This is a genomic window from Bacillus cereus group sp. BfR-BA-01331 (assembly GCF_022663915.1).
Classification (GTDB): domain Bacteria; phylum Bacillota; class Bacilli; order Bacillales; family Bacillaceae_G; genus Bacillus_A; species Bacillus_A mycoides.
Genome location: NZ_JAKUGJ010000006.1, coordinates 262,428 through 278,217, shown reverse-complemented (window position 1 = coordinate 278,217; position 15,790 = coordinate 262,428). Strand labels below are relative to the sequence as shown.

Here is a 15,790-nt window from a genome sequence, read left to right as displayed (position 1 = left end):
TAAAAAAGATAGTTGGAAAGTTCTGATTTTTTTGTTTTGAGAGCATTAAAAAGAAGCAGTGCTCTACCTCCATAGAGCACTGCTTCACTTTATTCATTGTTATTAGACGATGTTTCTGTATCTTCACTGTTATTCTTATTTTGAGTTTCATCGTTACTTGATTCGCGTTCACTCGTATTTTCAGACGTAGATTCTTTTGTTTTCTCTGAGCTTGTTTTTTTCGAATCAGAATCAGATTTTGTATAGGCAGGTAGTCCAAGGTGACTACGAAGTTCGTTTGTAACATTAGCTAATTCTTTTTTATCTGGATTGTAGTAGTAAGTTCGGCCACCACCAGCTGACTTACTACATGTATCATCACCTTTTGCCATGTAACAATCTTCACCTTGAAGTTGTAATTTCTCAATTTCCGAATCCGATCCATATTTATAGAATGAAAGCATGTCATCGAATGTTAAGTTTGTAACGAATTGTCCGTTAATATCATCAATGATGTTTCCGACTTTTGTTACAGACCCAGCGCTTGTTAGTTTCTTTAAAATTGCTTCAATAACAAGTTGCTGACGTTGTCCACGCATTGCATCACTATCAATGTGCCTTGTTCTGGCAAGAGCAAGAGCTTCTTCACTATTTAATTTTTGAACACCTTTTTTTAGGTGAATTGCATCGGCGTTATCATTACTATCTTGTTCAGTAAACTCAACTGGTACGTCAACTTCAATGCCGCCTAAATCATCAACGATTTTCATGAATGATTTAAAGTTGAATTTTACAAAGTAATCGACGGGAACATTCATTAATTTTTCAACTGCATCAATACTAGCTTGTGGTCCACCATCTTTTCCGTTTTTGGTAGCACCGAATGCATGAGCGTGTGTAATTTTATCTTTTTTCTTTTCTACTGGAATATAAGTATATGTGTCACGTGGAATACTTAATAGCTTTACAGTTTTGCTATCTTTATTAAACGTTGCAAGTAATAGTGCATCCGTTCTTATAGCTTCACCATATTCTTTTCCGCGGACATCGCTTTCATCAACGCCCATTATTAAGACAGAGACGTTATTTGTAATAGGTTTTACAGCTTTAGCGCGTAAATCAGACTTATCACCGCGTGCTAAATCGTGAGCGGCGTTTCGAACAGCAGAAGATGCTTTATTTACTAAAAACCATGTATAACCGCCACCTATTATTAAAACTAATAGAATAACGCTTATAATAATTTTTGCTTTTTTCTTACTATTTTTCGGTTTACTTCGTGTATTTTCTTGTAAAGATGGGTTTTGCTCCATTTCTTGTACTCCTTCATTTGGATTGAAATACGACACTCATATCCACTTATTATAATGAAATTTAGCGAAAAAAAACATTACAAATCATTTACATTTCGTAAAAATTCAATTTATTTATAAAAAGTTAGATTTTCTATATTTTATTTTAAAGATGTAGAACAAGTATAATGTGTTTTAGTAGAAATGAAAATATGTAATGTGAGAAAGTGATAGAGAAGTAAGATTTGTTGAAATATAGCCAAGAAGATGTGATTAGCTGTATATGTACTTCTTATATAATAAAGAAAGATTTTACGGATGAAGGAGAGAGCGTAATGAATCATACATCATTCCGAGCAATGGTCGTGAAAGAAAAGGAAAATAATCAATTTGAAAGAACCTTTGTTGAGAGAGAAGTAAATAGTTTACCTGAAGGAGACGTAGTAATACGTGTTCATTATTCTTCATTAAATTATAAAGATGCCCTTTCAGCTACTGGTAATAAAGGTGTAACGAGAACATACCCTCATACACCAGGTATCGATGCAGCGGGAGAGGTAGTTAGTAGTGAAAATAACGCCTTTCAGGAAGGCGATCAAGTTATTGTAACTGGATATGATTTAGGTATGAATACTTCTGGTGGTTTCGGAGAATATATTCGCGTGCCATCATCTTGGGTTGTGCCTTTACCAAAAGAAATGTCTTTGAAGGAAAGTATGATGTACGGGACAGCCGGTTTTACAGCTGCCTTATCGGTATATAAGCTCATTAGAGCGGGAATTACGCCTAGTATGGGAGATGTTTTAGTAACGGGTGCTACGGGCGGAGTAGGCAGTGTAGCAGTGAGCATTTTAGCGAAGCTAGGATATAACGTAGTAGGATCAACTGGGAAAATGGAAGAGGAACAGATGCTGCTACGTTTAGGTGCAAAAAAGATGATTCATCGCGCGGAGTTGAGTGATGAATCAGGAAGACCGATGCTTAAAGGAATATACGCTGGGGTTGTCGATACTGTAGGCGGGAACATGTTAGAAAGTTCTTTAAAGGTAGTTAAGTATGGAGGCTGTGTAACAACGTGTGGTAATGTAGCAGGGCATGAATTAAATACAACTGTATACCCATTCATATTACGAGGGATTAGCCTTTTAGGAATAGATTCAGTTCAATGTCCAGTAGATGTGAGAAGAGACGTGTGGGCATTGCTAGCAGGTGAGTGGAAAAATTCAGAGCTATTATCTTATACAGAAGAATGTACATTAAAAGAATTAGATGAGAAGTTTGCACTTATACTGCAAGGAAAGTTAAAAGGAAGAACGGTTGTAAAGATGAAATGAAAAAAGAGACGCTTAAATTAGCGTCTCTTTCCTATTATAATGATTGTTTTAAATTTACTTTTCCTTGTTCACCTAAAACACCATCAGCGATATTTACAGCGTGATCACCGATACGCTCTAAGTTACTTACCATATCAACGTAGATGATGCTTGCATCACCTGAACAGCTACGTTCGTTCAGACGTAACACATGGCGTTTACGTAAAACACGTTCCATTTGGTCAATTTTACGTTCTTTTGCAATAACAGTTTGAGCTAGTTCAGTGTCAAAGTTTGTTAAAGCATTGATTGCATCTTGTAATGTTGAAATTGTTAATTCAAGCATTTCATTTAATTCAGCTAGTGCTTCATCTGATAGTGAAACGCGGTTTGAAATTTGGAAATCTACAAGTTCTACAAGGTTTTCTACATGATCACCGACACGTTCAATATCTCCAACAACACCTGCTAAAACTGAATGTTTCTCAGAGTCTGTTGGTGAAAGTGGTTTTTCTGATAGTAAAACTAAATACTCAATAATTTTTTTATCTAAATTATTAATAGCTCCTTCTAATTGAGTAGCCATGTCAGCATGTTTTTTATCTTGTGTATTTAAAAATTGGTTTGCTTCTTTTAATCCATGTAATGAAAACTCAGCCATACGAATGATTTCTTTTTGAGCTTCTGTTAAAGCGATAGCTGGAGATTGCTCAATAAAGATTGGATTTAAATGTTGCGGTTTGAAGTTAATAGATGCATCTTCACCACGAATAATTTTTGTTACAATCCAGGCTAATAATGCAATGAATGGGAACTGAATGATTGTATTCGTTACGTTAAATGTTCCATGTGCAAATGCAATTGTCATTTCTGGATTTAAATTTAATGACGTTTGGAAATATTGAATTAAACTTGTAAATGGTATTAATATAATCGTAAAGATAATGGTACCGATAATATTAAAGATAACGTGAACTAATGCTGCACGTCTTGCTGCAATTGAAGTACCGATTGCTGCTAATACGGCTGTAATTGTTGTACCGATGTTATCACCGAATAATACAGGAAGAGCAGCTTGTAAATCAATAGCACCCTGGCCGAATAGTTCTTGTAAAATACCGATTGTTGCGCTTGAGCTTTGTACAATTAAAGTGAACACTGTACCGACAATAATTCCTAAAATTGGATTATCACTCATGCTAACCATTAACTCTTGGAATGACTCTAAAGAACGAAGAGGTTTCATACCTGCGCTCATTAATTCTAAACCGAAGAATAACATACCAAAACCGAATACAACTTGACCTACAGAATGTACTTTTTTATTTTTAAAGAAGAATAGTAAAATCGCTCCAACTGCCATAATTGGGAGAGCGTATTCTCCGATTTTAATCCCGATAATAAATGCAGTAACTGTCGTACCGATGTTCGCACCCATAATAACACCAATTGCTTGTCTTAATGTCATAAATCCAGCACTTACAAGTCCGACTGTTAAAGCGGTTGTTCCTGAGCTTGATTGAATTAATACTGTAACTAACATACCTGCTAGTACGCCCATGAGAGGGTTTGTTGTAAAACGATCTAGAATATCGCGAAGACGATCTCCAGCTGCTTGTTGCAGTCCATCGCCCATGTATTTAATCCCGAATAAGAAAATACCTAATCCACCAATGAACTGGAAGATCATATCTTGAATATTGTATTCCACGCATTCCACTCCTTAAATTTCATGTACGATGTAATTATTAACTAAACCTTGAGGCACTGTAAACGGTTTATCAGTAAAATTTACACTAAATTTACAAAGGGATAAAAAGTTTACAAATCTTTAAAGAAACACCTGGATTTAATTGGTTTTTTAGATGATATATCTGATCGGTTTGTAAAGAAGTCACATTTATCACACTATTTGCGGATAGTAAAAATAGGAGAGGTAAACTATCCAAATTGGATGCGCTAAGTAAAGTGTCACCTTATTTATAATAATGGTTCTTTGTATATTTTTTGATTAAAGTTAGAAAAATATGTAGGGGAAATGGGGAGGTTTGAAATGAATATATTAAATGAAAAAAGCAGTGTGATTTTTTTAGGAATCCACTACTTTTTTCAATGTGTATACATGATTTTTTGGTCTAAGTACTTCGAAAAAGAACCAATTAGCATTACCCAACGGCTTTTTCTTTTGTTTTATCCCCCTGTTTTTGCTTCCGTAAGCTTGTGATGTAAATGAAAAGAAAAGCGATAAGTAATAGAGAGGAATATCGATATACAGTTGCATAGTTGGTAAAGTGTGCAATGAATCCAAAAATAATCGCTCCAGCACCAATTCCAAGATCAAATGCTGAGAAGAATGTTGCTGTTGCTACTCCTCTCCGGTGCGGTGCTACTCGGTCAATCATCCATGCTTGTAGTGCTGGTTGAATTGCTCCGAAACCACTTCCGTAGCACGCTGCGGCAATAATTAAGCTCGGAATTGTAGTTGTATACGACAGCAAGATAATACCTGTAAACGTAATAATAACTCCTGGAATGATGACGAATGTATGGCCTTTCGTATCATATAATCTTCCAGAAAACGGACGAGTTACAGCGATTGCAAGTGCGTTAAATAAAAAGAAGAGACTAATATCAGCAATCCCGACTTCTGTAGCAAATAATGTGATAAAGCTCCCAATTCCCCCGTACATTAATGTAATACATAATATTAATAGTGAAGGAAGTAAAGCTTTACGCTCAATAAATCCATCGAGAAAGGTACCAGATGTTTGCTGTGGTGGTTGCGGCGATTTTTTGATTTGAAGTAGTTTCGTTAATATTAATGAAACTATTGTGCATGAAAGTGCGCATAAAAAAAGAATCGTGAAGTTATATGCTTGCATAAGCCAAAGTCCGATAAGCGGACCGAGCGCCATGGCGATAGTTCCAGAAAGACCGAAGTATCCCATGCCTTCTCCGCGGCGAGCTTGCGGAATTAAATCTGAAACGACAGTTCCGTATGTAGTCGTTGTAATACCAAAACCAGCTCCGTGTAAAATTCGAACGGCAAGCAATAGAAAAACGGTTGAAGCGAAAAGATAACTGCCCATAGCGAGTAAACAAATAGCGGTACCAATCATTAAAATGATTTTTTTGTTGAATTTCTGCAAGGCATTTCCAGTTAGCGGCCTAATAAAAAGTGCTGCAACGGTAAACATGCCGACAACGAATCCGATATTTGAACTTGTGCCCCCAATTTCTTTCACATAAACAGGTAAAGTTGGAATTAACATTTGAAATCCTAAAAACATACATAAGTTTGCTAGAATTAGCGCAATAAACTCTTTTGTCCATAACGGTTCTCGTTTTACGAGTACTGCCTCTCCCATATATTCATCCCCTATATAAATTTTTTCCTGCTATTTGTGGGCAGTAAAACTCCCACCTCAAAATCCGGCTGGAGCAAAGAAGTTAGGTGGGAGCCCTGCTGCCCGTAAACGCCCGATTGGTGAAGGCTAATAATCAGTGGGGGATGAACAAAACCCCACACTGATCAAAGTTTCACTTTATCTCTGTTCTTTCGAGTATATGTATTGGTCAATGTAACAGTCAAGGAAGGTGTCTTGAAAGCGGATAACAATTTTAAGTTGAAAAACTGACAAATTTGTGTAAATGCTACACAACTATGAAAAAAAGATGTAAAGTATAGATGTATAGACTTGTAGTTGTTATGAATGATAGAAATTGTTTTTTCTTTAAAGAAAGCGGATTCAAAAAAGTAGTGGATGAGAAGGGGATATATACTTTTGCACTACATATATTTGAAAAGGTTTACAAAACAATGAAGAAAGAGGCGTGTACATATGAGACGATTAGGTATTTCTATTTATCCAGAGCATTCGACAGTAGAGAAAGATAAAGAGTATGTAACATTAGCGAGTAAATACGGATTTACACGTGTATTCACATGTTTATTATCTGTAGATGGCGAGAAAGAGACAATTATAGAAGAGTTTAAAGAAACGATCTCTCATGCAAATGCATTAGGGTTCCAAGTATTAGTTGATATTAGTCCGTCTGTCTTTACACAATTAGGTATTTCATATAATGATTTATCGTTCTTCCATGAGTTAGGAGCGTACGGTATTCGTTTAGATGTTGGATTCTCTGGTTTAGAAGAATCGATTATGACTTACAATCCATATGGCTTAAAAATTGAGATTAATATGAGTAACGGTACGAAGTATGTAGATAACATTATGAGTCATAGACCAAATCGTGAAAATTTAATTGGTTGCCATAATTTTTATCCACATCGTTATTCAGGATTATCATACGATCATTTCATTAAATGCTCGAAACAATTTAAAGATTACGGTATGAGAACGGCTGCTTTTATTTCATCATTTGATGCAACATACGGACCTTGGCCAGTAACAGAAGGGTTATGTACGTTAGAGCAGCATCGCGAATTACCGATGACAACACAGGCGAAGCATTTGTTTGCAACAGAATTAATTGATGATGTTATTATTGCGAATGCTTATGCTTCAGAAGAAGAATTACAAGCACTAGGTGCGTTAAATAAAGAGAAACAAACATTTGATATAGAACTATACGATACAACAACAGATTTAGAAAGAATTATCGTATTAGAAGAACCTCATTTTTATCGCGGGGATGTATCTGAATATATGATTCGTTCTACACAAAGTCGTGTGAAATATAAAAAGGAAGAGTTTAAACCGCATAATACGCGTGAAATTAAGCGTGGCGATCTTTTAATTGATAATGAGCAATATGGCCAATATAAAGGTGAATTGCAAATTGCTTTAAAAGATATGGTGAATACAGGAAAAACAAATGTAGTTGGCCGAATTATAGAGGAAGAAATCTTCTTATTAGATTATTTACAAGCTTGGGATAAGTTTGGATTTACGCTAAAGAAATAATGAACGCGGGATAAAAGGGAAAAAACTACTGATTTCAGTGGCTTTTTCCCTTTTATATAAAGAGCGAGAGGAAGAGCTATGACAAAAGTGCATCAGCGATTAATTTCCATTTTAGAGGAGTTTTTAGAAGAGAAATCGATGCTAAATCGAGCTTTTTTAGCGAGCCGTTTACACGTATCAACGAAGACGATTCAAAAGGATATAAAATTATTAAATGATATATTGGAAGAACACGGAGCGAAAATTGAATCACAAAGAGGGAATGGGTACGAACTAGAAATTATACAAACTAAGAAGTTTGAAGATTTTTGCGTAAATGTATTTCAAAAACAGACAGAAAAGATTCCAACTTCTTATGAAGAAAGAGTAGCTTATATTTTACACCGTATTTTAACGACAGATGGGTATGTGAAGCTTTCACAGCTAGCGGAAGAGATTTATGTGAGTAAATCTACTGTAAATTTAATTATGAAAGATGTTACAGATATTTGTAGTCGCTATGAGTTACAAATTGAAAAAAGACCATATTATGGTATACGTATTGTAGGAGAAGAATTTAATATTCGTTCTTGTTTATCACAATATGGTTTACCGCGGTATGAACATACTCCGTTTCATGAGAACTATGAGCAGACGGACACATATTTATCGTTACCCCATATTTCTCTCATCCGCTCAGTTATATTAAAGTATATCGAGGGAGGGACGATATATTTATCAGATATAGAAATTGATAATTTATCAATTCATATTGCGATTGCTTTAAAGAGATGCAGGGATGATCATTACATTCAAGCACTGCATGTAGAGGAATCTGAACTTATAATAAAGAAAGAATATAAAATTGCGAAACAGATTTTAGGGAATTTAGGGGAAGAGCTAAAACTTCAATTTCCAGAAGAAGAAATTTTATATGTGACGATGCATTTATTAAGTATGGCTGTTACAGCAAGAGATCGCTATGAAAATGTGGAAGAGCTATTAGGGAAAGACGTATATGCATTCATGCAGCATATTCTTTTCAAAGTAGCGGAAGAACGGAATCTTACTTTTTATTATGATGAAGAATTATTATTTGGTTTTGGTGTTCATTTAAAAACGTTATTAAATCGTTTGAAATATAAGTTAAATACGAGAAATCCTCTTTTGGCAGAAGTGAAAAAGAATTATCCATATGCCTTTGAAATTGCGGTTCTTGTTGGAGACATAATTGGTGAATATACGGGTGAGTCGATTCCAGAAAGTGAAATTGGTTATATTGCTATTCACTTCGGCGGAGCGATGAGTCGTTTGCAAGAAAAGAATCAAAAGAAAAGATGTTTATTAGTTTGTGCGACTGGCCAAGGGAGTGCACAGCTATTGAAATATAAAATTCTATCACAGTTCCGAGATAAACTAGAGATTGTAGGTATTACAGGGTACTATCAATTGAAAGTGGAAGATCTTTATAAAGATAAAATAGATTGTATTATTAGTACGATTCATATACCGAGTGGTTTGCCTGTGCCAGTTATAAAGGTAAACTCAATATTTGATGATAAAGAGATTAAATCGATTGGTCAGCAGTTATTTACGCATGTAAATAGTAGTGTGCAGCAATATATTAAGGAAGATTTGATCTTCTTAAATCGTAGTGCTTCTACAAAAGAAGAGGTTATCCAGTTTTTATGTGAGAAAGCTGCTGAGAAAAACTATGTACCCGCAAACTTTTATGCTTCTGTTATGGAGAGAGAGAACACATCTCCTACAGCGGTTGGAAATTTAGTGGCAATTCCGCATCCGATGCAGTTATTAAGTGAGAAAACATTTTTGATGTTTTGTACACTCGATAAGGCGATTGACTGGGGAGATAAAAAAGTACAAGTTATTATTTTATTTAGTGTGAAGCGCAATAATAATGAAGATTTACAAAAGCTTTATGATTTTTTATATGATATTATGTCTAATCAAACTATAATAGAAAAATTGCATCAGGCTCAAGCTGTTGATGATTTTCAAGAAATCTTACTATCATTATGAAAAAGTATATTAAAACTTCCGTTACACAACGGAAGTTTTTTATGTTTAATTGTATGCGTTTTCATAATAAGATAAAAATATAGAAAAAACATAACTTGGGGGAATTTTAAATGACTGATATGCAAACTCCATTTGCGTTAATTTTACATGGTGGCAACGCGAGAAGCGCGGCGCTTGAAGCAATTGCTTTTGCAAGACAAGGAGATTTTGAGAATGCGAGTGAAAAGATGACACTTGCTAGTGAGGAAATATCATCCGCTCATCGTATTCAAACGGATTTAATTCAAGAAGAAGCAAGAGGAAATCATGCAGAAATAAGTTTATTATTAGTGCATGCACAAGATCATTTAATGAATGCCATTACAGTGAAAGAACTTGCTGAAGAATTTATTACTCTTCATAAACGGGTGGAAGAGAAAGTGACAGTATAAGATGTACATTTTATTATGTTGCGCGGCAGGTATGTCAACGAGTATGGTTGTAAGAAAAATGCAAGAAGAGGCAAAGAAACAAGGGAAGGATTATAAAATTAAAGCAGTTGATTCAGAACTTGTGAAACTGGAAATAAAAAATGCTGATGTTGTTTTAATTGGACCACAGGTGAAGTATTTGTTTCCAGCAGTAGAGTTTCTTGCGAAATCATACGATATACCAGTTGCAATTATAGAACAACGAGATTATGGCATGTGTGATGGTTTGAAAGTACTTAAGCAAGCTGAACAATTAGTTTTAGCGTAATTATATTTTTTTAAATATAAACATTATAATGTTATAACTTTTGAATTTCGCCACATTGAATATAGGGAGGGTTATCGATGAATGGTTTTATGAGTTTTATGGAACAGAAGATTATGCCGACAACGCAAAAGATTGCGGGGCAACGACATTTATTAGCAATTCGAAATGGAGTTATTTCTACATTACCGTTAACGATTGTCGGGTCATTTTTCGTTATCTTTTTAAACTTACCAATTGATGCATATATGGAGTGGATTGCACCGTTTCGCCATATTTTAGATATTCCATTCCGATTTACAGTAGGATTAATGGCATTATACGCAGCGTTTGGGGTAGGGGCTTCACTCGCGAACTTTTATCAGCTCAATCAATTAAGTGCAGGATTATTATCTGTACTCGCCTTTTTACTAGCATCAGTTGAACCAATTCAAATAACAAAAGCTGTACCAGGTGTTATTGATGCAGGTAGATATATTTCAGTAGGAACATTAAGTGCAACTTCTTTATTCGGAGCAATTGTTACAGCATTAATTGCAGTAGAAATTTATCACTTTATGATTAAGCATAATATTTCGATTAAATTACCAGATAGTGTACCACCAGCAGTTGCAAACTCGTTTGCAGCATTAATTCCAACTTTAGTAGTTATTCTTTTATTCTGGGGGATTCGTTACGGTTTAAAATTTGATGTAAACACAACAATCACATATTTAATCGCACCATTAAAATCAGTATTAGTAGGAAATAATTTATTCGGCGGTTTATTAACAGTATTCTTAATCGTGTTCTTCTGGTCGTTCGGTATACATGGCCCAGCGATTTTAGGACCAATCATTCGTCCGATGTGGGATTCAGCAATTCTTGAAAATATGGAAGTATTTACGGCTACAGGAAATGCGCATCAGTTACCAAACTTATTTACAGAGCAATTTATTCAATGGTTCGTATGGATCGGTGGATCAGGCTCAACGTTAGCTTTAGTTATTATGTTTATGTTCTCTAAATCTAAGTTCTTAAAAGAGTTAGGTAGATTATCATTCGTACCAGGATTATTCAATATTAACGAACCAATTATTTTCGGGGCACCAATTGTAATGAACCCGATCTTAATTATTCCATTCGTTATTACACCGTTAGTTACAACGACGGTATCATATTTCGCAGTTGTTTCAGGTATGATTCCGCTCATGATGGCGAAGCTGCCATTTACGATGTTAGCGCCAATTGCAGCGATTATTAGTACGGACTGGACAATTATGGCCGGTGTACTTGTACTTGTTAACTTTGTTATCTCATTCGTTATTTACTATCCATTCTTCAAAATGTATGAGAAACAACAATTAGCAGGAGAGGAGAAAACAGAATGCTCGGAGCAATTATCATCTTAATTACATTCGTGGCGGGGCAGTGTATTGCACATTATTCAAAGTGGGTACAAAGTAAATCGCTATTAGTTTTACTACTTGTGTCGATATTATTTATTGGATGTTCAATGGGAGCTTATGTGGCATTTAGTTTAGAATCACCGTACTTTATCATCGTACCAACGATTTTATGTGCAACATGTTTATCTGCAAAATATAGATTTACGAGCATGGCATTAATACAACGTGTGAAGGAGATGCAAAAGCATGGAGCGTAAATTAGGAATTTCACTTTATCCAGAGCATTCAACGAAAGAACAAGATATGGCATACATTTCGGCAGCGGCACGCCACGGTTTTTCAAGAATATTCACATGTTTACTGTCTGTTAATCGTCCAAAAGAGGAAATTGTAGCTGAATTTAAAGAAATTATTAATCATGCAAAAGATAACAATATGGAAGTTATTTTAGATGTAGCTCCGGCTGTATTCGATCAACTTGATATTAGTTATAGTGATCTATCATTCTTTGCAGAGTTAGGTGCAGATGGTATTCGTTTAGATGTAGGTTTTGACGGATTAACAGAAGCGAAAATGACGAATAATCCGTACGACTTAAAAATTGAGCTAAACGTAAGTAATGATATTGCATACTTAGAAAATATTCTTTCACATCAGGCGAATAAATCAGCTTTAATTGGTTGTCATAACTTCTATCCGCAAAAATTTACTGGTCTTCCGTATGATTATTTCATTCGCTGTAGTGAACGCTTTAAAAAGCATGGTATTCGCACGGCAGCCTTTATTACATCACATGCAGCTGAAATCGGTCCATGGGATATTAATGACGGATTATGTACGTTAGAACAACATCGTAACTTATCGATTGAAGTACAAGCGAAACATCTATGGGCAACAGGGCTTATTGATGATGTTATTATCGGAAATGCTTATGCGAGTGAAGAAGAGTTAGAGAAACTAGGAAACTTAAATCGTTACATGTTACAGCTAAAGGTACAATTTGTAGACGAAGCGACTGAAGTAGAGAAGAGAGCGACACTGCAAGAATTACACGTAAGACGCGGTGACATAACAGAGTATATGGTACGTTCTACAGAAGTACGTAAAAAGTACAAAGACTATGACTTCCCAGTGCGCGAAAGTGTACGACAGAAAAGAGGGCAAGTTGTAATTGGTAATAACTTATTCGGAAAGTATAAAGGTGAACTACAAATCATCTTGAAAGAAATGCCAATAGATGAACGGAAAAATATTGTCGGTACAATTGCAGAAGAAGAGTTATTCTTACTAGATTATGTAGGAGCTTGGACACAGTTTACTTGTGTGGAATAGGGAAGGGAGGAGAGGATGCTATGGCATCCTCTTTTTTCTGTTGAAATAGTAATCTATCGTATATAGAATGCAAAGAGATAGATTTAATTTGGACGGGAGAGAAGGAGATGGAAGAGTATATAGATGATTTATTAAGGCGAATGGCCGATGAAGAGACAGATATATGGCATCGTGCATATGATGAAGCAAAAGAGCTATATGACCTATTAACTTTTCCTTATTTACAGGAGAAGTTAATAAAAGCAAAAAAGGTATCTATGAAGAAAGATATTTATTATTTAATGACGAAACTCGCTATAAATACGAAAGAAATCTGTATTGCTGATTACCTTATAGATCGTTTGGAATGTGAAGAAAGTCCGACTCTGTTAAGTGAAATGCTTAGTAATATTTATCAGTTACCAGAAGTAAGTAATACCAATAAAATTATTCCTTATATTTATCATAAAAACGATGGAGCTCGTTCTTGGGCTATTTCTTCCTTAAAGTTATATAAATCATTAGAAGCGGAAAGTGCTTTACTAAAGTTACTAGCTACTGAAGAAAATAAGGGTGAGATTACAAATATTTGTTATACTTTGCTTGAGATTGGAACAAATCAATCGATTCTTCCATTAACAAAGCTTTTATATAGGGATAGTGCTTATGTTCGTTCAACCGTTATTGAAGTGTTAGCAAAAATAGGGGGAGTGGACTTACAAATAGTTTATATTGAAGCTTTAAAGGATAGAAATATTATGGTGAAATACGAGGCCATTCGAGCTATTTATGCATATGGAGATGAGATGGCGATTAAGCCAATTTGTGAACGTGTGAATAAGATTGTTTCTAGAAGGCGTAAAAATGAAGTAGTACCTACCGATGAATCAGAGATTGTTATTGCTCTTCGTTTCTTACATAAGTTTGCTGATCAAGAAGAAGTTTTAAAGACGTTTGATAAAGTATATAAAAAACGAGGGAACTTGTTTATGTCAGAGAGAAAGTGGCTTCGAGATAATATTAGTTACTTTCAAGAGAAAGAAAGAATGTAAGAATCATAAAAAAAGAGTCAGCCTCAATAATGAGACTAACTCTTTTTTTATAATTAGTTTAAAATTTTCACTGTAACTGTTTGGCGTCCCCAGTTACTTGATGTACCTTTATCTGGCATTAAAACGTCAATTTTATTTCCTTTAATAGCTCCACCAGTATCACCAGCGATTGCTACTCCGTAACCTTCAACCCATACTTTTGAACCTAATGGAATTACACTTGGATCAACTGCAATTAGTTTCATGTTTGGATTAGCTGTTAAGTTATGGCCCATAGCTGATTTTACTTGATCTCCGGCTTTGTAACCATTTTCAAGTGGATCTGCTGTGTAAGCTGTTGCTACAACTCTTAATTCACGAGAAGAAGATGGTGCACTTGTTTCAGTTTCTTTCGCAACAGGTTGTTGTGTAGCTGGTTTTTGAGCTTTAGCCGCTTCACGAACTTTAGCTGCTTCACGAGCTTCAGCTGCCTCTTGAGCTTTAGCCGCCGCTTCACGAGCTTCAGCTGCTTCTTGAGCTTTAGCCGCTTCACGAGCTTTAGCTGCCTCTTGAGCCTTAGCTTCTGCTTGAGCTTCAGCTGCTTCTTGAGCTTTAGCTGCTTCACGAGCTTTAGCTGCTTCTTGAGCCTTAGCTTCTGCTTGAGCTTTAGCTGCTTCAGTTGCTTCTTGAGCTTTAGCTGCTTCACGAGCTTTAGCCGCTTCTTGAGCCTTAGCTTCTGCTTGAGCTTCAGCTGCTTCACGAGCTTTAGTTGCTTCTTGAGCCTTAGCTTTTGCTTGAGTTTCAGCTACTTCCCCGGCTTTAACTGCTTCACGAACTTTAGCTGTATCTTGAACGTTAGTTACTTTTTCAGCTTTAACTACTGGCTGAACTTTAACTGGTGCTTTTCCTGTTAAGTAAGGAATGTGTACATAAGCTGTTTGGCCGTTATATTCAAATTGGATCCAATCATTTTGTACTTGGTGTGTTGTTTCGATTACATCATCTTTTTTCAATTTACCAAGAATCGCTGAATCTGTATTCGCTCCAGCACGTACGTTTAATACGTTTGCTGTTACGTAGTAAGTATCTTTTGTGTAGTCAGCGCTTATGAAAGCCTCTTTACCACTATTTAATTTAACTTTTGACCAGCCGTTTTCTGTATGTAAAACGTTAACTTTATATCCATCTAATAACTTTCCGACAACTTGTGATTCAGTAGTTGGGTTTTCTCGTACATTTAGTACATCAGTCGTTACGATTGTTTCTGCTTTAGCAGATGTTGTGAAAATCCCAAGACCAAAAACCGCTGCTGTTGCTATACCCATAAATTTTTTCATAATAGCCTCCATTGCATTTGTTTTCGTTGACCTCATTATAGCAACCATTATTTTCTTATTTGCGGAAAACACAAAACTACAAAGCATTCGTAACGAGGCATTAATATTCTGTAATAATTCCATTAATATCCTGATAGCGTTTTCTTTGCGTTTTTTAGGGGATTAGAACATAAGAATCATAAAATCAATACAATTTTAATTGCTAATAGATTAATAATGTATCAGTGATGTTACGTAAATGTTTCTGTAACATTACAAAAAAGGGATATTTAACTATTTGAATCGTAATGTAGTTATGAAAATATAATCTTCTTGTGTGTGAAGTCGTATATATAGGGGGGATTTTAATGAAATAGAGATATAATTGTTACAAAGTAAATTGTAGTATGGAAAAAATTACGCCTTGAATTTGTGTTATTACATATTATTTTTGCAATAATAGGATTGCTTGATA

At 35.3% G+C, this 15,790-nt stretch carries 13 protein-coding genes; 9 read left to right on the top strand and 4 right to left on the bottom strand.

What is annotated here, in order from left to right; genetic code table 11:
* Positions 1-89 precede the first annotated feature (89 nt).
* Positions 90-1,292: an LCP family protein gene (locus MR155_RS14130; RefSeq protein ID WP_242310272.1), complete on the bottom strand. Its 1,203-nt coding sequence runs from the start codon at positions 1,290-1,292 to the stop codon at positions 90-92.
* A gap of 314 nt (positions 1,293-1,606) precedes the next feature.
* On the opposite strand from MR155_RS14130, the gene MR155_RS14125 reads away from it, so the two are divergent.
* Positions 1,607-2,605, top strand: a complete 999-nt coding sequence (locus tag MR155_RS14125; protein ID WP_242310270.1) for a YhdH/YhfP family quinone oxidoreductase — start codon at positions 1,607-1,609, stop codon at positions 2,603-2,605.
* Positions 2,606-2,639: 34 nt separating this feature from the next.
* Here MR155_RS14125 and MR155_RS14120 read toward each other — a convergent pair whose 3' ends face one another.
* Both MR155_RS14120 and MR155_RS14115 read right to left on the bottom strand, forming a co-directional pair.
* Positions 2,640-4,295 (bottom strand): Na/Pi cotransporter family protein, encoded by a 1,656-nt coding sequence (locus MR155_RS14120; RefSeq protein ID WP_016093278.1) that lies wholly within the window; start codon positions 4,293-4,295, stop codon positions 2,640-2,642.
* 454 nt (positions 4,296-4,749) lie between these two features.
* Complete coding sequence (locus MR155_RS14115) at positions 4,750-5,952, bottom strand: MFS transporter (protein ID WP_002029919.1); 1,203 nt, start codon at positions 5,950-5,952, stop codon at positions 4,750-4,752.
* Positions 5,953-6,426: 474 nt separating this feature from the next.
* Between MR155_RS14115 and MR155_RS14110 the strand changes: the two genes are divergently transcribed.
* The 8 genes from MR155_RS14110 to MR155_RS14075 all read left to right on the top strand — a co-directional run bounded on the left by MR155_RS14110 (position 6,427) and on the right by MR155_RS14075 (position 14,020).
* Positions 6,427-7,515 (top strand): DUF871 domain-containing protein, encoded by a 1,089-nt coding sequence (locus MR155_RS14110; protein WP_113936741.1) that lies wholly within the window; start codon positions 6,427-6,429, stop codon positions 7,513-7,515.
* Positions 7,516-7,593: 78 nt separating this feature from the next.
* Positions 7,594-9,534, top strand: coding sequence for a BglG family transcription antiterminator (locus MR155_RS14105; RefSeq protein ID WP_242310268.1), 1,941 nt, complete (start codon positions 7,594-7,596; stop codon positions 9,532-9,534).
* Between the two features lie 110 nt (positions 9,535-9,644).
* On the top strand, positions 9,645-9,965 hold the full coding sequence (locus tag MR155_RS14100; RefSeq protein ID WP_002087442.1) for a PTS lactose/cellobiose transporter subunit IIA: 321 nt from the start codon (positions 9,645-9,647) through the stop codon (positions 9,963-9,965).
* A gap of 1 nt (position 9,966) precedes the next feature.
* Positions 9,967-10,272: a PTS sugar transporter subunit IIB gene (locus tag MR155_RS14095; protein ID WP_002087440.1), complete on the top strand. Its 306-nt coding sequence runs from the start codon at positions 9,967-9,969 to the stop codon at positions 10,270-10,272.
* A gap of 77 nt (positions 10,273-10,349) precedes the next feature.
* Positions 10,350-11,660: a PTS sugar transporter subunit IIC gene (locus MR155_RS14090; RefSeq protein WP_001013048.1), complete on the top strand. Its 1,311-nt coding sequence runs from the start codon at positions 10,350-10,352 to the stop codon at positions 11,658-11,660.
* A complete protein-coding gene (locus MR155_RS14085) occupies positions 11,636-11,914 on the top strand; it encodes a hypothetical protein (RefSeq protein WP_002087437.1) in 279 nt (92 codons plus the stop codon). The genes MR155_RS14090 and MR155_RS14085 overlap by 25 nt, the downstream gene beginning before the upstream one ends.
* The gene (locus MR155_RS14080) at positions 11,904-12,989 is read left to right on the top strand and encodes a DUF871 domain-containing protein (protein ID WP_242310266.1); all 1,086 of its coding nucleotides are present in this window, start codon (positions 11,904-11,906) and stop codon (positions 12,987-12,989) included. Before MR155_RS14085 ends, MR155_RS14080 begins: the two co-directional genes overlap by 11 nt.
* A gap of 107 nt (positions 12,990-13,096) precedes the next feature.
* A complete protein-coding gene (locus MR155_RS14075; protein WP_242310264.1) occupies positions 13,097-14,020 on the top strand; it encodes a HEAT repeat domain-containing protein in 924 nt (307 codons plus the stop codon).
* A gap of 53 nt (positions 14,021-14,073) precedes the next feature.
* Here MR155_RS14075 and entC read toward each other — a convergent pair whose 3' ends face one another.
* Complete coding sequence (entC, locus tag MR155_RS14070; RefSeq protein WP_242310262.1) at positions 14,074-15,459, bottom strand: cell wall-binding protein EntC; 1,386 nt, start codon at positions 15,457-15,459, stop codon at positions 14,074-14,076.
* Positions 15,460-15,790 lie beyond the last annotated feature (331 nt).